An 18,637-nucleotide genomic window follows, 5' to 3' on the forward strand; every position below is an offset into this window, starting at 1 on the left:
TGCAGGCGGTGGCGTCCCCGTGCCGCATGCGCGGCGCGGTTGCAACGGGTGCGTTTCCGCGGGGGAACACGAAGGGTGTTGCGCGCTCGCGCCGCGCGGTGCTAGCCGAGCGCCATGTCCGTAGATACTGCAACCGTGAAGCGGATCGCGAGCCTTGCGCGCATCGCGATCACCGACGAGGACGCCGCGCGTATCGCGCCCGAACTCGGAAACATCCTTGGCTGGATCGAGATGCTGGGCGAGGTCGATACGACCGGCGTCGAGCCGATGACCGCCGTCATCCCCAACACGCTGCGGCTGCGCGACGACGTCGTCAACGCCGATCCGCTGACCGGCGGCAATATCCGCGAGCAGGTCCTGGCCAACGCCCCCGTGGCAGAGCACGGCTTCTTCGCCGTGCCCAAGGTGATCGAATAATGACCGACCTTACCGATCTCGGCATCGCCGGCATCCGCGACGGCGTGCGCGACGGCAGCTTTTCGGCGCGCGACGTCGCCGATGCGTTCATCGTCAAGGTGAGCCAGGCCAAGGCGCTCAACGCGTTCCTGGTCGAGACGCCCGACCACGCGATCGCCGCCGCCACCGCCGCGGATACCGCACGCGCCGCCGGCGAGACGCTCAAGCCGCTGGCCGGCGTGCCGATCGGCATGAAGGACCTGTTCTGCACCAAGGGCGTCACGACGACCGCGGCGAGCCATATCCTCGAAGGCTTCACGCCGACCTATGAGTCGACCGTCTCGCAGAATCTGTGGGATGCGGGCGCGGGAATGCTCGGCAAGCTGAACATGGACCAGTTCGCGATGGGATCGTCGAACGAGACCTCCGCGTTTGGCAACGTGATCAGCCCCTGGAAGCGCAACGACGGCGGCAACGCCGCGCTCGCACCCGGCGGGTCGTCGGGTGGCTCCTCGTCGGCGGTCGCCGCGCGGCTGTGCCCCGGCGCGACCGGCACCGACACCGGCGGCTCGATCCGCCAGCCCGCCGCCTTCACCGGCATCAGCGGCATCAAGCCGACCTATGGCCGCTGCTCGCGCTGGGGGACGATCGCGTTCGCCTCGTCGCTTGACCAGGCGGGGCCGATGGCGCGTGACGTCCGCGACTGCGCGATCCTGCTCGAGGCGATGGCCGGGTTCGATTCGAAGGACGGCACCTCGCTCCAGCTCGACGTGCCCAAGTGGGAAGCCGGCCTGTCGGCCAGCCTCGCGGGCCTGCGCGTCGGGATTCCCAAGGAATACCGCGTCGAGAACATGCCCGAGGAGATCGAGGCGCTCTGGCAGAAGGGCATCGACTGGCTGAAGGATGCCGGCGCGACGATCGTCGAGGTCTCGCTCCCGCACACCAAATACGCGTTGCCCGCCTATTACATCATCGCGCCGGCCGAGGCGTCGTCGAACCTCGCGCGCTATGACGGCGTGCGCTACGGCATCCGCGACCTGCCCGCGGGCTCGGGATTGCAGGACATGTACGCCGCAACCCGCGCGGACGGCTTTGGCCCCGAGGTGAAGCGCCGCATCATGATCGGCACCTATGTGCTGTCGGCAGGCTATTACGACGCCTATTACACGCAGGCGCAGAAGATCCGGACGCTGATCGCGCGCGATTTCGAAAAGGCGTGGGAGACGTGCGACGTCCTGCTCACGCCGACCGCACCCTCGGCGGCGTTCGCGCTTGGCGAGAAGTCGGCCGATCCGATCGCGATGTATCTGAACGACGTCTTCACCGTGCCGTCGTCGCTCGCGGGTCTGCCGGCAATGTCGGTGCCGGGTGGTCTCGACAAGCAGGGCCTGCCGCTTGGGCTTCAGATCATCGGCAAGCCGCTCGACGAGCAAGGCGTGCTGAACGCCGGGCTTGCGATCGAGCAGCGGGCGGGGTTCACCGCCCGGCCCGAGGCGTGGTGGTAACCGATCGCGCCTTCGTCACGCGCAACGTCGCCGTGCTGCGCGAGGCGCAGAACGCGCTCAACGTTGCGTTCGGGGCGATCCTCAGCGCCTATGTCGGCGTGTCGCTGACCGAGATCGACAACCGGCCGTTCGATCACGCCGTACTCGCACGCTTCTTTCTCGGGCTCGCGGTGTTCATCCTGTGCCTGTGCGTCGGCAACAGCGTGATCCTGCGCGGCGATTACCGGCTGGGCGCGGTGTTTCTGGTGCTGGCCGGCGGTGCCGCCGCGGCCGCGCATCACGAGGCGCTGGTGCTCGGTTTCGAGGGCGCGATCCTGCGTATTCTTTCGGCATGCTGGGTGGTCGGCCTGCTCGGCAGCAACGCGGCACTGACCGCGATCAACTATATTCATCATCGGAACCGGATATGAGCGACTATCGCATTCAGGGCGACACGGGCGAGTGGGAGGTCGTGATCGGCCTCGAAGTCCATGCGCAGGTGACGTCGAACGCCAAGCTGTTCTCGGGCGCGGCGACTGCGTTCGGGGCTGAGCCCAACACACAGGTCAGCCTCGTCGACGCGGCGATGCCCGGCATGCTGCCGGTGCCGAACCGCGAGTGCATCCGCCAGGCGGTCCGCACCGGCATGGCGATCGAGGCGCAGATCAACAAATGGTCGCGGTTCGACCGGAAGAACTATTTCTACGCCGATCTGCCGCAGGGCTATCAGATCAGCCAGCTCTATCATCCGATCGTCGGCGAAGGCGCGATCGACATCAGCCTCGACGAGAAGAACCCCGATGCCGCGGGCAAGCGGATCGGCGTCGAGCGCATCCATGTCGAGCAGGATGCGGGCAAGCTGATGCACGACCAGCATCCGACCCAGTCCTATGTCGACCTCAACCGCTCGGGCGTCGCGCTGATGGAGATCGTGTCGAAGCCCGATCTCGCATCGCCGGCGGAGACGGGCGCGTATCTGCGCAAGTTACGGTCGATCCTGCGCTATGTCGGATCGTGCGACGGCAACATGGAAGAGGGCTCGATGCGCGCCGACGTCAATGTCAGCGTGCGCAAGCCCGGCGACGAGCTCGGCACGCGGACCGAGACGAAGAACGTTAATTCGGTGCGCTTCGTGATGGCGGTGGTCGAGCAGGAGGCCAGGCGCCAGGTGGAGGTGCTCGAGGCCGGTGGCAAGATCGTGCAGGAGACGCGGCTCTACGATCCCGATCGCAACGAGACGCGGTCGATGCGGTCCAAGGAAGACGCGCATGATTACCGCTACTTCCCCGATCCCGACCTGTTGCCGCTGGTGCTCGACGATGCGTTCCTCGAGGAATGCCGGGCGTCGCTGCCCGAACTGCCTGATGCGAAGCGCGCGCGGTATGAGGCGCTCGGGATCACCGCCTATCAGGCGACCGTCCTGACCGCCGAGGTCGAGGCGGCGCGCTGGTTCGACGCGCTGCTCGATGCGGGCGTGAAGCCGGCGGCGGCGGCGAACTGGACGACGTCGGAGCTGTTCGGTGCGCTCAACCGGACGGGCAGGGACATCGCCAACTCGCCGGTGTCGCCGGCGCAGGCAGCCGAACTGCTCGGGCTGATCGCCGATGGTACGCTGTCGGGCAGCCTTGCCAAGCAGGTGTTCGAGGTGATGCTCGAGACCGGCGACGGCGCGGCGAAGGTCGTCGAGGATCGCGGGCTGAAGCAGACCAGCGACACCGGCGCGATCGAGAAGGTTATCGCCGAGGTGATGGCCGCGAACGCGGACAAGGTCGCGGATTACCGCGGCGGCAAGGACAAACTGTTCGGGTTCTTCGTCGGCCAGACGATGAAGGCGATGGGCGGCAAGGCCAACCCGGCGGTGGTGAACGAGGTGCTGAAGACCGCGCTCGGGGAGTCGGTGGCGCCGTAAGCCTGTTCTCCCGCGCAGGCGGGAGCCCAGGGTGACGGAGCGCAGCGCTGCTGGACTCCTGGGCCCCCGCCTTCGCGGAGGAACGGTAGGGGGCGGGTGTCCAGAAGCTCACCACCCCGGCGCAGGCCGGGGTCCAGTTGGCAGACGTTGCTGATCAGGCGCTGCGTCCCATTACCCCGGCCTCCCAACTGGACCCCGGCCTTCGCCGGCGTGGAGGCTCTCAGGTCGGAAGCATTACCCCGCCGCCTTCTGCGGATGGTGCGGCACCAGGATCAGTACATTCTTCTCGACCCGCCACGATGCGAGTCGCGACAGGAAGTTCATCCCCAGCACATTGGTGTCGCCGAACGCCGGCGACACCACCACCTGAAGGTCGCGCGCGACGATCGCCCCGAGCTTCAGCTCGCCGATCCGGCCCGACTGCGCGGGAATCGCACCATTCGCGGTCTGGAGGACGATCGGCACCACGCTCGTCCGCGCATCGATACTGGCGGCGTCGGCCGTCTTCGTCGAAATCGCGGTGATCGTCGCACCGCTGTCGATCAGCAACCGGCGCTCGACCCCGTCGATCCGCGCCCGTGCCCAGAAATGGCCGTCGGGCGACATGCGGATTCGCACCTCGCCACCGACGACGGTCTGGTCCTCGATCCGCAGCAACTTGGCGATCTTGCCGAGATAGGGGTCGAACTGGCTGCGCTGGCCGATCGCGACGAACAGCAGACCGACCAGCGCCAGCGTCATCACGAGATTGACGACCGTCCGCAGGATCGGGATCCGCTGCGCAAGGACGAAGACCAGCACCGCGACCCCGAGTGCCACGTACAGCGTCTGATGCTGGGCCAGGTCGGGGAGCAGCCCGAAAAGCGGGGTGCTGGCGGGCGTGGAAATGGGCGGTTCCTGCAAGAAGGGGGTGGACAGCATCTGCTATCCACCCCCGCATTTATGGTTGCTGACCGGCGCGGCTTATTGCGCGTCCGAATCCTGGTTCTTGATCACGCCGCCGGTGCCGCCGACGCCGTCGGGCATGCCCGTCTTGGTGAACGTCTCGGGCTCGTCGCCGCCTTCGCCGCGTTCGACCGCGTCGGAGCGCGATTGCACCGCCTGCTCGATGTCGCTGCGCGTGTCCGCGTCACGGTCCTCGGGGCGGGTTTCGGGATTGGTGCCCGCATGGGGATCGGCCATGATCAGAACTCTGGCTGGATGGGGGCGGGATCGGTCGACGGCGCGCCCGGATCGGGAACGTCGATGTCCGGCGCGGGCGGATTGAACTCGGGCGGCGGCGTCGTCGGCTCGGCAGGCGACGAGGGCGTCGGGAATTCTGCTGGGGGTTGGGTAGCCATGATGCTCTCTCCTTCTTCTGCATCAACGCGCACGATCGTATCGAGTTGCCCACCGACTTACCTTGCGTGCTTGCCCCGGGATACAACGTTGGTATAGACGCGCCCGCTACGGCGATGTCCTGTGCGGGCGTGGCGGAACTGGTAGACGCAGCAGGTTTAGGTCCTGCCATCGCAAGATGTGGGGGTTCGAGTCCCTTCGCCCGCACCACTCCGCCGCACTGGCGGGGCGACCGCCAGATGAATTTTTCCCGAATGCTCTTTTAGACAAAGGCCGGACATGCAGACTGTCGAGACGTTGAACGAGGGCCTCAAGCGCGCCTACACCCTCACCATCACTGCGAAGGATATCGATTCGAAGGTCGATGTCGAGCTGAAGCGCCTCGCGCCGCAGATGAAGATGCCGGGCTTCCGTCCGGGCAAGGTGCCGGCAAACCTCATCCGCAAGATGCACGGCCCCGCGCTGACGCAGGACGCGCTGAACGCCGCGATCCAGGAAGGCGTGCAGAGCCTCGTCGCCGAAAAGCAGCTGCGTCCCGCGATGCAGCCGTCGGTCGAGCTGGAAGACGGCTATGACCTCGGCAAGGACGCGGTCGTCAAGGTCGAGATGGAGGTCCTGCCGCAGGTCCCCGCACCCGCGATCGACGGCCTGAAGCTCGAGCGCCTGACCGTGCCCGTCGCCGACGAGGCGGTCACCGAGCAGCTCCAGAAGTTCGCCGACCAGCAGAAGAAGTGGGACGACGCTGCTGACGATTATGTCGCGGCGATGGGCGACCTCGTCACCGTCGATTTCGTCGGCAAGACCGCCGATGGCGTCGCGTTCGACGGCGGCACGGGCACCGACATGGGCGTCGAGCTCGGTGCCGGGCGTCTGATCCCCGGTTTCGAGGACCAGCTGGTCGGCGTGAAGACCGGCGAGGAGAAGGTCCTGAACGTGACCTTCCCCGAGGAGTATCAGGAGAAGTCGCTCGCGGGTCAGCCGGCGACGTTCGACATCACCGTCAAGTCGGTGAAGACCGCGGGCGAGAGCAAGATCGACGAGGATCTGGCCAAGTCGCTGGGCCTCGAGAGCCTCGAGCAGCTTTCGGGCCTGCTCAAGGGTCAGATCGAGCAGGAGCATAACGGGCTCACGCGCACGCACATGAAGCGCAAGCTGCTCGACCAGCTCGCCGAGGGTCATGACTTCGAGGTTCCGCCGTCGATGGTGGAAGCCGAGTTCAACCAGATCTGGTCGCAGCTCCAGCACGAAGCCACGCACGAGGCCGATCCCGAGGCCGCAATGGCCGAGATGGAAGGCGAGCGCGACGATTACCGCAAGATCGCCGAGCGTCGCGTGCGCCTCGGCCTGCTCCTGTCCGAGATCGGTCAGGCGAACGGCGTCGAGGTGTCCAACCAGGAAATGCAGCGTCTGCTCGCCCAGGCTGCGCAGCAGTATCCCGCCGAGCAGCGCCAGCAGTTCATGCAGTATGTCCAGTCCGAGCCGATGGCCGCCGCCCAGCTGCGTGCCCCGCTGTACGAGGACAAGGTCGTCGACTTCCTGTTCGAGAAGGCCGAGATCACCGACCGCGAAGCGACCCGCGAGGAGCTGGAAGCCGCGATCGAGAGCGAGGACGGTTTCGCCAGCGGCACGCACGTGCATGACCATGACAACCACAAGCCGAAGAAGAAGGCTGCCGCGAAGAAGAAGGCCGCACCTGCCGACGACGCAGCGGTGACGGACGAGGCGCCAGCTTCGGATGCCGCGGACGAGGCCAAGCCTGCCAAGAAGGCTCCCGCCAAGAAGAAGGCGGCTCCGGTCGAGGCTGAGACGGCGGTAACGGAATCGTCGCCGGTCGCGGCTGAAAATGCCGAGGGCACCGAAGCTGCCGATGCGCCGGCCAAGAAGCCGCGCGCCAAGAAGGCGGCGACCAAGACCGAGGCGTAAGCCGATCGGAGTGCCTCGTCGCTGAGGCACTCCCCCCGTTTTCGTGCCACTTCCCCGGCGGAGGCTGGGGTCCAGTTGGAAAGGTTGCTGTGACGGCGCGCAAAGCTTCGTTATGGACCTTGCCCAACTGGGCCCCGGCCGCCGCCGGGGATTTGCGTTGATTGGAAGACGCGTTGATCGTTACGCCGTCTTCGACTGTACAGGGCAGGGCATGACCGAACCGAGAATCGCCGTCCTGCTGCCCTGCTACAACGAAGAGGCCGCGATCGCGCAGACGGTAGCGGGGTTCCGCGACGCGCTGCCCGGGGCGACGATCTACGTCTACGACAACAACAGCGCCGACCGCACGGTCGCGGTCGCGCGCGCGGCTGGCGCGGTCGTCCGGACCGAGCGGATCCAGGGCAAGGGCGCGGTCGTCCGGCGGATGTTCGCGGATATCGATGCCGACATTTATGTGATGGCGGACGGCGACGCGACCTATGACGCGGCATCCGCGCCGGCTTTGGTCGCGCGCGTGCTCGACGAGCAGCTCGACATGGTCGTCGGCTCGCGGATCAGCCAGGTCCAGGAAAGCTATCGCCGCGGACACCGCTTCGGCAACGCGCTGCTCACGGGCATGCTCGCGCGGCTCTTCGGGCGCAGCTTCACCGATATCCTGTCGGGCTACCGCGTCTTCTCGCGGCGGTTCGTGAAGAGCTTCCCGTCGCTGTCGGCGGGGTTCGAGATCGAGACCGAGATCAGCGTCCACGCGCTCGAGCTCAAGATGCCGATCGGCGAGGTCGAGACGCCCTATTTCGCGCGCCCCGAGGGGTCCGAATCGAAGCTGAGCACGTACGGCGACGGCTGGCGGATCCTGCGGACGATCATGACGCTGTACCGGATCGAGCGGCCCTTGTGGTTCTTCGGCGCGATCGGCGGCGCGTTCGCGCTGCTTGCACTGCTGCTCGGCATCCCGCTGGTGCTCACCTATCTCGAAATCCATCAGGTGCCGCGCTTCCCGACTGCGATCCTGATCACCGGGCTCGGCATCTTCGCCGCGCTGAACGTCTTTACCGGGCTGATCCTCGACACCGTCGTCCGCGGCCGCCGCGAGGTACGGCGGCTGGCCTACCTGGCCTACCCCGCGCCTGGCGTCTGACTCCCTCTCCCCGAGGGGCGGGGGGTAGGTGGTTCTCCTGACGGGTAGCAGGGCTTGAACTCCCCCGTGCGAGCGCCGATGTTGGCGGTTCACTGGGGCATAAGAGAGATTTCCATGCACAATCCGTTCGAGACCGGCGATTTCGCGAGCCCGTTGGCCAGCGCCGGGCTCGGCCTGCAGCAGACGCAAGCAGGCCTTGTTCCCATCGTTATCGAGCAGTCGAACCGCGGTGAGCGCTCGTTCGACATCTTCTCGCGCCTGCTGCGCGAGCGCATCATCTTCGTGACGGGCGGCGTCGAGGACGGCATGGCCTCGCTGATCACCGCCCAGCTCCTCTTCCTCGAGTCCGAGAACCCGAAGAAGGACATCTTCATGTACATCAACTCGCCGGGCGGTGTCGTCACGGCGGGCATGGCGATCCACGACACGATGCGGTACATCCGTCCGCGCGTCGGCACCGTGTGCATCGGCCAGGCCGCCTCGATGGGCAGCTTCCTGCTCGCGAGCGGTGAACCCGGCATGCGCGTTGCAATGACCAACGCGCGTATCATGATCCATCAGCCATCGGGCGGTGCACAGGGCATGGCGAGCGACATCGAGATCCAGGCGCGCGAGATCCTGCGCATCCGCAAGCGGATGAACGAGCTCTATTCGCAGTATACCGGTCAGCCGATCGAGGAGATCGAGCGTCGCATGGACCGCGACACCTTCCTCGAAGCGAACGAAGCGAAGGATTTCGGTCTGGTCGACGAGGTTTTCGACAAGCGTCCCGCCCCTGCGGACGACGCGGCGAAGCCTGCATAAGGCGAATCGTAAGCCTGGCGGGTTTATTTGATTGTAGGATATCCGGGGTGCGTTACGATGACCGCCCCGGAAACGGCACGCGCACCGACATGCGCGAGAGGTGATTGAATGACGAAGCTGAGCGGTGGCGACTCGAAGAGCACCCTCTATTGCTCGTTCTGCGGCAAGTCGCAGCACGAGGTGCGCAAGCTGATCGCCGGGCCGACGGTCTTCATCTGCGACGAGTGCGTCGAGCTATGCAACGACATCATCCGTGAGGAAACGAAGTCGGCGCTGGTGTCCAAGAAGGACGGCGGCGTGCCGACTCCGCAGGAGATCTGCGACGTCCTCGACGATTATGTGATCGGCCAGAAGCGCGCCAAGCGCGTCCTGTCGGTGGCGGTGCACAATCACTACAAGCGGCTCAACCACGGCGCCAAGGGTGCCGATGTCGAGCTTTCCAAGTCGAACATCCTGCTCGTCGGGCCGACCGGTTGCGGCAAGACGCTGCTCGCGCAGACGCTCGCCCGCATCCTCGACGTGCCGTTCACGATGGCCGATGCGACGACGCTGACCGAGGCCGGCTATGTCGGTGAGGATGTCGAGAACATCATCCTCAAGCTGCTCCAGGCCTCCGACTATAATGTCGAGCGGGCGCAGCGCGGGATCGTCTATATCGACGAGATCGACAAGATCAGCCGCAAGGCCGAGAACCCCTCGATCACGCGCGATGTGTCGGGTGAAGGCGTGCAGCAGGCACTGCTCAAGCTGATGGAAGGCACCACCGCGTCGGTGCCTCCGCAGGGCGGTCGCAAGCATCCGCAGCAGGAATTCCTGCAGGTGGATACGACCAACATCCTGTTCATCTGCGGCGGCGCGTTCTCGGGTCTCGAAAAGATCATCGGCGATCGTCTGCAGGGCAAGTCGATCGGCTTCGGCGCCTATGTCGCCGGGCCGGACGAGCGCAAGACCGGCGAGACGCTGAAGTCGGTCGAGCCTGAGGATCTGCTGAAGTTTGGGCTCATCCCAGAGTTTGTCGGTCGCCTGCCGGTGATCGCGACGCTCGAGGATCTCGACGTCGACGCGCTGGTGAAGATCCTGAAGGAGCCGAAGAACGCGCTGGTCAAGCAGTACCAGAAGCTGTTCGAGATGGAGGACGTCGCGCTCGGCTTCACCGACGACGCGCTCGTCTCGGTCGCCAAGAAGGGCATCGAACGCAAGACCGGTGCACGCGGGCTTCGCTCGATCCTCGAGAGCATCCTGCTCGACACGATGTTCGACCTGCCCGGCATGGACGGCGTCGACGAGGTGATGATCGACAAGGACGTGATCGAGGGCCGCAAGGAACCGATCCGCGTCTATGCCGAGAAGAAGAAGGCCGGCGACGCGGCCTGATCCGCGGCGACATCGGTGAGGAAGGGGCGTCGAGCGATCGGCGCCCTTTTTTTGTCCCGGGAAGGCGCTTCATTGTCCGTCATCCTGACGAGCGTCAGGATGACGGAGCGTGCGTTAGCGGCCGCGTGGGCGGTGGATCGTCAGCGGGACGGACCCTTATCGGGGCGTCGGGCATTCGTTGTCTTAGTGCAACGAGGGAGACCGCATGACGATCGAAGTGGCTGAACAACCGAAGGTAACGGTGGTGGAGACGATGCCGGACCGGCTGGCATTGCCCGTCTGGACGCTGATCGCACCCGGCTTGGGGCTCGTCGCGGTGCTCTTCGGCCTCGCCAAGATGGGGTCGATCGGGACGGCGGCGGCGATCGTGGTGCTGATCGCCAGCGTGCTCGCCGCGGTCCATCATGCCGAGGTCATCGCGCACAAGGTCGGCGAGCCGTTCGGGACGCTCGTGCTGGCGATTGCGGTGACGGTGATCGAGGTGTCGCTGATCGTGTCGCTGATGCTGTCGGATGCCGGCGACGCTGCGGCGCTCGCGCGCGACACCGTGTTCGCCGCGATCATGATCATCCTCAACTTCATCATCGGGCTCTGCCTGCTCGCGGGCGCGGTGCGGCATCACGAACAGCGTTTCACGTTGAAGGGGATGAGCGCGGCGCTGGGCGTGCTGGCGGCGATGTCGGTTCTCTCGCTCATCCTGCCCAATTACACCTCGTCGACGACCGGGCCGACCTATGCGCCGTCGCAGCTGGTGTTCGTCGCGATCGTCTCGCTGGTGCTCTACGGCACGTTCGTGCTGGTCCAGACGGTCCGGCATCGCGACTATTTCCTGCCCTCGGCTGACGACATGGAGACGCACGCGCACGCCGCCCCGCCATCGCAGCGCGCGACGGGGATCGCGTTCGGCATGCTGCTCGCCGCACTGGTGTCGGTCGTCCTGCTTGCCAAGACGCTGTCACCGACGATCGAGGCCGCCGTGCTCGGCGCGGGCCTGCCGCTCGCGGTCGTCGGGGTCGTGATCGCCGCGCTGGTGCTCGCACCCGAGAGCCTCGCCGCGTACAAGGCGGCGCGGCGCAACCGGTTGCAGACCAGCCTCAATCTTGCATTGGGCTCCGCGCTGGCGACGATCGGGCTGACGATTCCGAGCGTCGCGATCGTCTCGCTCGTGCTCGACCTGCCGCTTGCGCTGGGGATCGACGCCAAGGGGATGACGCTGCTCGCACTGTCGCTGTTCGTGGCGACGCTGTCGCTCGGCACCGGACGCACGACCGTGCTGCAGGGCGTCCTCCACCTCGTGATCTTCGCCGCCTATCTGTTCACGACGGTCGTGCCCTAGGGGCGCTTATCCGTCACCCACTCCGTCATCCTGACTTTCTTCAGGATCACGGCTGGGGTGGTATCCGCGAGTGACTTGCATTAGCATCGCCCCAGCGGGTTTCGACCCAATAAGCGGGAGAGCGGATGTGAAGACGGCATGGATGGGCGCAGCGATGCTCGCGCTGATGGCAGCAGGCGCGGCGGATGCGCATGAAGTGTGGGTCGAGCGCGACGGGGCAGGACCCGCGCGGATCTATCTCGGCGAGCCCGCCGAACCGATGCCCGTAGGCGGCGATCCCGAATTCGCCAATCTGAAGGCCCCGCGAATCGTCGCGCCAGCCGCAGCCGCGCTGGTTCGCAAGGCCGGGTTCCTCGAGGCGCAACTGCCCGCGGGCGACGTGCATGTCTGGGACGACGACGTGTTCGCGCCCTGGGGCGATCCGGGCAAGCGCGAGGGCATCATCTACTACGCGCGCGCCGGTCGTGCCGATCCGCGCACCAAATTGCCGTTCGAGATCGCACCCGCGACCGCGAACGGGACGCGCTTCGTCCTGACGCGCGAGGGGAAGCCGGTCGCGGGCGCGAAGGTCACGCTGATCTCGCCGACGCGCGTCTCGACCGAGCTGGTCACCGATGGCGCGGGTGCGATCACACCGCCGCTCGTCGAGAAGGGCCGCTATCTGCTGTCCGCCGCCGCCAAGGATATGACCGAGCACAGCCTGCCGCGCGGGCCCGTGACAACGCTCCACCGGATCACGACGACCAGCTTCACGCTCCCCTAAAAACGCGCGCCGGCTTCGCCGCCGGTCGCGTCAGCGCGCGCGCTGCCGGGCGGCGAGCGCGAGGCCCGCGGCGATCTGGACGACGGCATAGAGGCGGCGGCGGCCCGGGCGGTCGACGAACGGCTGAACCAGCGCCTCGGTCCCGAGCGCGTCCTCCTTCCACAGATCGACGTGGCGGCTAGGCTGGAGCAGCCCGAGCAGCCCGTCGCCGACCATGAAGATCGCCGCCATCTCCGCGGCGCGGGCGGGCCACGGGTTCTCCTGCGCATGCACGAGCCCAGGGTGAGGCGCGGCGACGCTCGTGGCTGCTGGGCCGCCGCCTTCAAGGGGGGACGGATCGGTCATTGCGGTTTCGCCTTCGCTGCCTGTGCGGATTTCCACGCGGACACCGCCTCGAGCGCGATGCTCCGGCGAAGGACCAGTGCATCGGGGTCGATCACGACATGCGCGCCCTTCGGCACGGCGAGCGTCGCGGTGCCCGTCGTCATCGGCAGCATCCGCGTCTTGCCGTCGATCTGCACCTCGACCGGCAGCGGGAAGCGGCCATTGCCCGGCACCTTCCACGCCAGCGTGAGCGTGGTGCCGGTGCGTGTCTCGATCAGCTCGGGCAGTGCCGCCTGGCGGAGATACACGTCGAAGAACCAGCCATAATCCTTGCCGGTGACGCGGCGGACGATCGCCTCATACTCCTTGGTCGAGCCGAAGCGGGGGGTGAAGTTGCCGGGCTTCGGATCGGGGCGGCCATAGACGGCGCGGCGCGTCACGTCGAAAAAGGCGGTGTCACCGATCAGGCCGCGCAGCGTGTGCAGCATCCACGACCCCTTGTTGTAGATGTCCTGTCCGGCGCCGCCCTTGTCGAGCTCGTACACCTCCTCCTCAGTGGTGATCCGCTGCTGGGTCATCGGCATGCGGTTCATGATCGATGCACGCTCACCCTGCAGCATCGTCGCATAGCGCGCGCGCCCCTCGCGCCACTGGCCATAGAGCGGCTGCATGTAGGTGCCATAGCCCTCGTGCAGCCAGTAATCGTCCCAGTTAGCGGCGGTCAGCTGATTGCCGAACCATTCATGCGCGAATTCATGCTGGAACAGCCAGTCGAACCCCTCGGGCGCCTTGGCATAGTCGTTGCCGTACGCGTTGATCGTCTGGTGCTCCATACCCTTGTGCGGGGTCTCGACGACGCCCAGCTTCTCGTCGCCGAACGGGTAGGGGCCGATCATGCTCTCGAAAAAGTCGAGCGTCGGGGCGAACTCGGCGAACAGCTTTTCCGCCTGCGGCTTCTCGCCCGGCAGATACCAGTAGAACATCGGAATGCTGTTGCCGAAGCGGCTCTTGTAGGTGCCGCGGACCTCCTCATACGGCCCAACGTTGAGCGCGATGCCATAGGTGTTGGGGTGCTTGGCGCGCCAGTTCCAGGTGGTGCGACCGTCGGCGAACGTGTCGACGCCGACCAGCACGCCGTTCGACGGCGCCTTCAGCCCCTTGGGCACGGTGATGTGAAGATCGACCAGCGCAGGCTCGCCAGTCGGGAAATCGAGGCACGGCCAAAACAGGTCGCAGCCATAGCCCTCCGCGGTGGTCGCGAACCAGGTGCGCCCGTCGGGGGTCTTCGACCAGACCATGCCGTCGTCCCACGGCGCCTTCACCGCGACATGCGGCGTGCCCCCATAGGTGATCGTCGCGGTCACCTTCCCGCCCGCCGGCACCGGCCGGGGCAGCGTGATGGTCAGCCGCCCCTCCGGATTGGTCCAGGCGGAGGCGGGTAGCGCGACGCCGTCGATCGCGATGGCGCTCACCGGCAGGTTGCGGTCGAGATCGATCGGCAGCCGCGCGACCGGCGCCCGCGCGGTGAAGCGCAGCGTCGCGACGCCGTTCAGCCGCTGCGCATCGGGCAGTACCTCGAAGGCGAGATCGGCATGTTCGAACTGCAGCGCGGTCTGTTCGGGGGTGAGCACGCCCCCCGAACGCTGCGTCTGCGCGGTGATCGCGGGTTCGCCCTTGCGCGGCAGCTGCGCGGAGGCCGGGGGGATGGCGAGCAGCGTGGTGCAGCTGGCGGCGAGGAGGAGGCGCGGGATCATGCGGCGCGTTCTCGCGCGGCGTTCGGATCGATACAAGAGCGATAGGCGCACCCGTGATAGGACGGCACGGTGTGACGGAGTCCCGGACGGTGTGTGGGGGCGGTTCGGCGATTACGTAGCCCGGCGATTGATGGATCCGCCATCCTCACCATATAATGAGCTGACGCCGACCTTGTTCGGTCCGGTACCGGAGCTTGCATGACCCACTATCCCGTTCTTCCGTTGCGCGACATCGTCGTGTTTCCGCACATGATCGTTCCGCTGTTCGTCGGCCGCGAGAAATCTGTCGCGGCGCTCGAGGCGGCGATGGCGGCAGAGAAGGAGATCTTCCTGGTCGCGCAGCTCGACCCGGCGGAGGACGATCCCGCGCGCGACGATCTCTACACGATGGGCGTGACCGCGACCGTGCTCCAGCTGCTCAAGCTGCCGGACGGTACGGTACGCGTGCTGGTCGAGGGCAAGGTCCGCGCGACGCTCGAGACGCTCGACGAGAGCGGTGACTTCCTCACCGCCGAAGTCGCGACGGTTGCCGACACCGAGGTCGAGGGGCCCGAGATCGCGGCGTTGATGCGCTCGGTCGTCGACCAGTTCGAGAATTACGCAAAGCTCAACCGCAAGCTGCCCGCCGAGACCGCGACCCAGCTGTCCGAGATCACTGAGGCCGCCCGGCTGTCCGATGCCGTAGTCGCCAACATCCAGATCAAGGTCGCCGACAAGCAGGCGATGCTGATGCAGACCGACCCCGCCAAGCGCCTCGAAATGGCGTTTGCGGCGATGGAGGGCGAGCTCGGCGTCCTGCAGGTCGAGAAGAAGATCAAGAGCCGCGTCAAGCGCCAGATGGAAAAGACGCAGCGCGAATATTACCTCAACGAGCAGTTGAAGGCGATCCAGCGCGAGCTCGGCAACGAGGGTGACGAGGGCGAAGGCGACGAGATCGCCGAGCTGACTCAGAAGATCGCGACGCTCAAGATGAGCAAGGAAGCGCGCTCCAAGGCGACCGCCGAGCTCAAGAAGCTGAAGACGATGGCGCCGATGAGCGCCGAGGCGACCGTCGTGCGCAACTATCTCGACGTGCTGCTGGGGCTCCCCTGGGGCAAGAAGTCGAAGATCAAGAAGGACATCTCGGCGGCCCAGGCGGTGCTCGACGAGGATCATTATGCGCTCGAGAAGGTCAAGGACCGGATCATCGAATATCTCGCGGTGCAGGCGCGCACCAACAAGCTGAAGGGGCCGATCCTGTGCCTCGTCGGCCCTCCGGGCGTTGGCAAGACCTCGCTCGGCAAGTCGATCGCCAAGGCGACGGGGCGCGAGTTCATCCGCCAGTCCCTGGGCGGCGTGCGCGACGAGGCCGAGATTCGCGGTCATCGCCGCACCTATATCGGCTCGCTGCCGGGCAAGATCGTCACCAACCTGAAGAAGGCGGGGGCGTCGAACCCGCTGTTCCTGCTCGACGAGATCGACAAGCTCGGCCAGGATTTCCGCGGTGATCCCGCGTCGGCGCTGCTCGAGGTGCTCGACCCCGAGCAGAACGGCAAGTTCCAGGATCATTATCTCGAGATCGACCTCGATCTGTCGGATGTGATGTTCGTGACGACCGCGAACACGCTCAACCTCCCCCAGGCGCTGCTCGACCGGATGGAGATCATCCGCCTCGAGGGCTATACCGAGGATGAGAAGGTCGAGATTGCCGAGCGGCACCTGATCGCGAAGCAGATCGAAGCGCACGGCCTCAAGGACGGCGAGTTCGTCCTGACGCAGGAGGGGCTGCGCACGCTGATCCAGCAGTACACCCGCGAGGCGGGCGTGCGGACGCTCGAGCGCGAGATCGCCAAGCTCGCGCGCAAGGCGCTGCGCCGGATCCTCGAGGGCAAGGCGACGAGCGTGACGATCACGCCCGACAACATCGCCGAGTTCGCGGGCGTGCAGAAATATCGCCACGGCCTGTCCGAGACCGAGAACCAGATCGGCGCGGTCACCGGGCTCGCCTGGACCGAGGTCGGCGGCGAATTGCTGACGATCGAGAGCGTCACCGTGTCGGGCAAGGGCGCGGCGAAGCTGACGGGGACGCTCGGCGACGTGATGAAGGAGTCGATCGAGACCGCGTTCAGCTACGTCAAGGCACGCGCGCCGAGCTATGGCATCAAGCCGTCGCTGTTCAACCGCAAGGACATCCACATCCATCTGCCCGAAGGCGCGACGCCCAAGGACGGTCCGTCGGCGGGTGTCGGGATCGTCACGTCGATCGTCTCGACGATGACCGGCGTGCCGGTGCGGCGCGAGGTGGCAATGACCGGCGAGGTGACGCTGCGCGGTCGCGTGTTGCCGATCGGCGGGCTGAAGGAAAAGCTGCTCGCAGCGCTGCGCGGCGGGATCACCACCGTGCTCATCCCGCAGGAGAATGAAAAGGACCTCGCGGACATTCCGGCGAACATCAAGGAGGGGCTGAAGATCATCCCCGTCAGCCATGTCGACGAGGTGTTGCGGCTTGCCCTGACCGAGCCGCTCGAGGCGATCGAGTGGACCGACGCGGACGAACTGGCGGCCTTGCCGCCCGCGCCGATCCCGCCGGTCGGGGGTGGTCTTCACCACTGAGCGCATCCGGCGCGGTATTTCGCCGCGTCACGATGGCCGTTACCGAACCGCGCGGTTAGAGCGTCGCGCGGCGGTTTCGTTTGACAGCAGACGATACCGCCGCGTTACTGCCTGGAGATTGGCGCCGCGATTCCATCGCTGCCGATTCGGTATTTGTTTGGGGGATTAACTGTATGAACAAGCAGGAACTGATCGCGACGGTCGCGGACACGTCGGGGCTGGTCAAGGGCGATGCGGTCAAGGCCGTCGAAGCCGTTTTCGACGCGATTTCGGCCGCGCTGAAAAAGGGCGAGGAAGTCCGGCTGGTGGGGTTCGGCACCTTTTCGGTCTCGAAGCGCAAGGCCTCGACGGGACGCAACCCGCGCACCGGCGAGCCGATGACGATCAAGGCGTCGACCCAGCCCAAGTTCAAGGCGGGCAAGGGGCTGAAGGATTCGGTCAACTGATCGACCGATCATGACCGACAGGGCTGGACAGCGCGGCACGCCGCGCTTAAAGGCCCGCTTCCGAACCAGTTTCGGGCGCGTAGCTCAGCGGTAGAGCACACCCTTCACACGGGTGGGGTCACAGGTTCAATCCCTGTCGCGCCCACCAGATTTACGCCGGTCCTCTCCATTGCGAGCGGGCTGGCGTTTCTGTTTTTGGGGTTCTTTCAGTGCCTTAGTCGATCTTTGGCGCTCCTGTGATCGACTGCGTGAATGTACTAGATCGGCATTCTGCATTTCACGCTGCGCCGCAGCATCCCATATATGATGCGTCGCACAAATTTGAGGAGCTACCCCATGTCGATCATCGGCACCCAGCTGAAGCCGTTCACCACCCAGGCCTATCGCCAGGGCAAGTTCATCGAGGTGTCGGACGCCGACGTCACGGGCAAGTGGGCGGTCTTCTTCTTCTACCCGGCCGATTTCACGTTCGTCTGCCCGACCGAGCTCGAGGATCTGGCCGACAATTATGCCGCGTTTCAGAAGATGGGCGTCGAGGTCTACAGCGTGTCGACTGACACCCACTTCTCGCACAAGGCCTGGCACGACACGTCGCCGGCGATCGGCAAGATCGATTACACGATGCTGGGCGATCCGTCGGGCACCATCACGCGCAACTTCGACGTGATGCGCGAAGGCCAGGGGCTGGCCGATCGTGGCACCTTCGTCGTCGATCCGCAGGGTGTAATCCAGCTGATGGAGATCACCTCGGAAGGCGTCGGCCGCAACGCGATGGAGCTGCTCCGCAAGGTCAAGGCCGCGCAGTATATCGCAGCGCACCCCGGCGAGGTCTGCCCCGCCAAGTGGGAAGAGGGTGAGACCACGCTCGCCCCGTCGCTCGATCTCGTCGGCAAGATCTGAGCCACTGACGGAGCCGGTCGCCCGGCTTCGTCACAAAAGGGGGAGGGGTTTACTCCTTCCCCGGCCTGCCGGACTTCGGTCTGGCAGCCACCCTGCCGCATGACGCCCCGATGTCGTGCGGCACGGTGGACCCCGGACCCGGTCCGGGGTGACGAT

18 protein-coding genes and 2 tRNA genes are annotated in these 18,637 nt (G+C 66.1%); 15 read left to right on the forward strand and 5 right to left on the reverse strand.

The annotated features are described in order from the left end of the window. The first annotated feature begins 114 nt into the window (after window positions 1–114). From gatC to gatB, 4 genes are read left to right on the forward strand one after another with little or no spacing between them, the layout of a single operon-like run. Window positions 115–417 carry an Asp-tRNA(Asn)/Glu-tRNA(Gln) amidotransferase subunit GatC gene (gene gatC, locus IFS44_RS09220; protein WP_031438976.1) on the forward strand — a complete coding sequence of 101 codons (303 nt, stop codon included), beginning with the start codon at window positions 115–117 and terminating at the stop codon, window positions 415–417. Beyond that, on the forward strand, window positions 417–1,901 hold the full coding sequence (gene gatA / locus IFS44_RS09225; protein ID WP_166747618.1) for an Asp-tRNA(Asn)/Glu-tRNA(Gln) amidotransferase subunit GatA: 1,485 nt from the start codon (window positions 417–419) through the stop codon (window positions 1,899–1,901). The genes gatC and gatA overlap by 1 nt, the downstream gene beginning before the upstream one ends. Beyond that, on the forward strand, window positions 1,892–2,311 hold the full coding sequence (locus tag IFS44_RS09230; protein ID WP_031438974.1) for a hypothetical protein: 420 nt from the start codon (window positions 1,892–1,894) through the stop codon (window positions 2,309–2,311). The genes gatA and IFS44_RS09230 overlap by 10 nt, the downstream gene beginning before the upstream one ends. Further along, the gene (gene gatB / locus IFS44_RS09235; RefSeq protein WP_159511167.1) at window positions 2,308–3,789 is read left to right on the forward strand and encodes an Asp-tRNA(Asn)/Glu-tRNA(Gln) amidotransferase subunit GatB; all 1,482 of its coding nucleotides are present in this window, start codon (window positions 2,308–2,310) and stop codon (window positions 3,787–3,789) included. Before IFS44_RS09230 ends, gatB begins: the two co-directional genes overlap by 4 nt. Window positions 3,790–4,023: 234 nt before the next feature. Here gatB and IFS44_RS09240 read toward each other — a convergent pair whose 3' ends face one another. The 3 genes from IFS44_RS09240 to IFS44_RS09250 are packed head-to-tail and all read right to left on the reverse strand — an operon-like array spanning window position 4,024 to window position 5,129. After that, entirely contained in the window at window positions 4,024–4,710 is a 687-nt protein-coding gene (locus IFS44_RS09240; RefSeq protein WP_192098281.1) for a retropepsin-like aspartic protease family protein, read from the reverse strand. 42 nt (window positions 4,711–4,752) lie between these two features. Next, entirely contained in the window at window positions 4,753–4,971 is a 219-nt protein-coding gene (locus tag IFS44_RS09245; RefSeq protein ID WP_031438971.1) for a hypothetical protein, read from the reverse strand. A 2-nt stretch (window positions 4,972–4,973) separates the two neighbouring features. Further along, the gene (locus IFS44_RS09250; RefSeq protein ID WP_166747620.1) at window positions 4,974–5,129 is read right to left on the reverse strand and encodes a hypothetical protein; all 156 of its coding nucleotides are present in this window, start codon (window positions 5,127–5,129) and stop codon (window positions 4,974–4,976) included. A 123-nt stretch (window positions 5,130–5,252) separates the two neighbouring features. On the opposite strand from IFS44_RS09250, the gene IFS44_RS09255 reads away from it, so the two are divergent. The 7 genes from IFS44_RS09255 (at window position 5,253) to IFS44_RS09285 (ending at window position 12,465) form a co-directional block, all read left to right on the forward strand. Beyond that, window positions 5,253–5,337: transfer RNA gene (locus IFS44_RS09255), tRNA-Leu, on the forward strand. 69 nt (window positions 5,338–5,406) lie between these two features. After that, the gene (gene tig, locus IFS44_RS09260; protein WP_056405482.1) at window positions 5,407–7,050 is read left to right on the forward strand and encodes a trigger factor; all 1,644 of its coding nucleotides are present in this window, start codon (window positions 5,407–5,409) and stop codon (window positions 7,048–7,050) included. 211 nt (window positions 7,051–7,261) lie between these two features. Then, on the forward strand, window positions 7,262–8,188 hold the full coding sequence (locus IFS44_RS09265) for a glycosyltransferase family 2 protein (protein ID WP_192098282.1): 927 nt from the start codon (window positions 7,262–7,264) through the stop codon (window positions 8,186–8,188). Window positions 8,189–8,302: 114 nt separating this feature from the next. Next, window positions 8,303–8,992, forward strand: a complete 690-nt coding sequence (locus IFS44_RS09270; protein WP_031396413.1) for an ATP-dependent Clp protease proteolytic subunit — start codon at window positions 8,303–8,305, stop codon at window positions 8,990–8,992. 108 nt (window positions 8,993–9,100) lie between these two features. Continuing rightward, window positions 9,101–10,366, forward strand: a complete 1,266-nt coding sequence (gene clpX / locus IFS44_RS09275; protein WP_031396414.1) for an ATP-dependent Clp protease ATP-binding subunit ClpX — start codon at window positions 9,101–9,103, stop codon at window positions 10,364–10,366. A gap of 205 nt (window positions 10,367–10,571) precedes the next feature. Further along, entirely contained in the window at window positions 10,572–11,702 is a 1,131-nt protein-coding gene (locus tag IFS44_RS09280; RefSeq protein WP_197977813.1) for a calcium:proton antiporter, read from the forward strand. A gap of 127 nt (window positions 11,703–11,829) precedes the next feature. Next, window positions 11,830–12,465: a DUF4198 domain-containing protein gene (locus tag IFS44_RS09285; protein WP_235188235.1), complete on the forward strand. Its 636-nt coding sequence runs from the start codon at window positions 11,830–11,832 to the stop codon at window positions 12,463–12,465. Window positions 12,466–12,495: 30 nt separating this feature from the next. On the opposite strand, the gene IFS44_RS22205 is transcribed toward IFS44_RS09285, so the two are convergent. Then, window positions 12,496–12,810 (reverse strand): hypothetical protein, encoded by a 315-nt coding sequence (locus IFS44_RS22205; RefSeq protein ID WP_244650122.1) that lies wholly within the window; start codon window positions 12,808–12,810, stop codon window positions 12,496–12,498. Further along, on the reverse strand, window positions 12,807–14,543 hold the full coding sequence (locus tag IFS44_RS09295; protein ID WP_192098283.1) for a M1 family metallopeptidase: 1,737 nt from the start codon (window positions 14,541–14,543) through the stop codon (window positions 12,807–12,809). Before IFS44_RS09295 ends, IFS44_RS22205 begins: the two co-directional genes overlap by 4 nt. A gap of 198 nt (window positions 14,544–14,741) precedes the next feature. Here IFS44_RS09295 and lon point away from each other — a divergent pair, with 198 nt between their 5' ends. From lon to ahpC, 4 genes are all read left to right on the forward strand, one after another. After that, window positions 14,742–17,135, forward strand: coding sequence for an endopeptidase La (lon, locus tag IFS44_RS09300; protein WP_192069998.1), 2,394 nt, complete (start codon window positions 14,742–14,744; stop codon window positions 17,133–17,135). Between the two features lie 173 nt (window positions 17,136–17,308). Further along, the gene (locus IFS44_RS09305) at window positions 17,309–17,581 is read left to right on the forward strand and encodes an HU family DNA-binding protein (protein ID WP_031438963.1); all 273 of its coding nucleotides are present in this window, start codon (window positions 17,309–17,311) and stop codon (window positions 17,579–17,581) included. A gap of 73 nt (window positions 17,582–17,654) precedes the next feature. After that, window positions 17,655–17,729, forward strand: a tRNA-Val gene (locus IFS44_RS09310). A gap of 188 nt (window positions 17,730–17,917) precedes the next feature. Next, complete coding sequence (ahpC, locus tag IFS44_RS09315) at window positions 17,918–18,481, forward strand: alkyl hydroperoxide reductase subunit C (protein WP_031396422.1); 564 nt, start codon at window positions 17,918–17,920, stop codon at window positions 18,479–18,481. Window positions 18,482–18,637: the final 156 nt, after the last annotated feature.

This window comes from Sphingomonas sp. CFBP 13706, from assembly GCF_014842355.1.
Lineage (GTDB): Bacteria > Pseudomonadota > Alphaproteobacteria > Sphingomonadales > Sphingomonadaceae > Sphingomonas > Sphingomonas aerolata.

Bases quoted from the DNA above. Each gene is read 5' to 3' on its own strand.
- IFS44_RS09270 (WP_031396413.1), top strand. From the start codon at position 8,303: ATGCACAATCCGTTCGAGACCGGCGATTTCGCGAGCCCGTTGGCCAGC.
- tig (WP_056405482.1), top strand. From the start codon at position 5,407: ATGCAGACTGTCGAGACGTTGAACGAGGGCCTCAAGCGCGCCTACACC.
- IFS44_RS22205 (WP_244650122.1), bottom strand. From the start codon at position 12,810: ATGACCGATCCGTCCCCCCTTGAAGGCGGCGGCCCAGCAGCCACGAGC.
- clpX (WP_031396414.1), top strand. From the start codon at position 9,101: ATGACGAAGCTGAGCGGTGGCGACTCGAAGAGCACCCTCTATTGCTCG.
- IFS44_RS09240 (WP_192098281.1), bottom strand. From the start codon at position 4,710: ATGCTGTCCACCCCCTTCTTGCAGGAACCGCCCATTTCCACGCCCGCC.
- IFS44_RS09305 (WP_031438963.1), top strand. From the start codon at position 17,309: ATGAACAAGCAGGAACTGATCGCGACGGTCGCGGACACGTCGGGGCTG.
- gatB (WP_159511167.1), top strand. From the start codon at position 2,308: ATGAGCGACTATCGCATTCAGGGCGACACGGGCGAGTGGGAGGTCGTG.
- IFS44_RS09295 (WP_192098283.1), bottom strand. From the start codon at position 14,543: ATGATCCCGCGCCTCCTCCTCGCCGCCAGCTGCACCACGCTGCTCGCC.
- lon (WP_192069998.1), top strand. From the start codon at position 14,742: ATGACCCACTATCCCGTTCTTCCGTTGCGCGACATCGTCGTGTTTCCG.
- IFS44_RS09245 (WP_031438971.1), bottom strand. From the start codon at position 4,971: ATGGCCGATCCCCATGCGGGCACCAATCCCGAAACCCGCCCCGAGGAC.
- IFS44_RS09280 (WP_197977813.1), top strand. From the start codon at position 10,572: ATGACGATCGAAGTGGCTGAACAACCGAAGGTAACGGTGGTGGAGACG.
- gatA (WP_166747618.1), top strand. From the start codon at position 417: ATGACCGACCTTACCGATCTCGGCATCGCCGGCATCCGCGACGGCGTG.
- ahpC (WP_031396422.1), top strand. From the start codon at position 17,918: ATGTCGATCATCGGCACCCAGCTGAAGCCGTTCACCACCCAGGCCTAT.
- IFS44_RS09250 (WP_166747620.1), bottom strand. From the start codon at position 5,129: ATGGCTACCCAACCCCCAGCAGAATTCCCGACGCCCTCGTCGCCTGCC.
- IFS44_RS09265 (WP_192098282.1), top strand. From the start codon at position 7,262: ATGACCGAACCGAGAATCGCCGTCCTGCTGCCCTGCTACAACGAAGAG.
- gatC (WP_031438976.1), top strand. From the start codon at position 115: ATGTCCGTAGATACTGCAACCGTGAAGCGGATCGCGAGCCTTGCGCGC.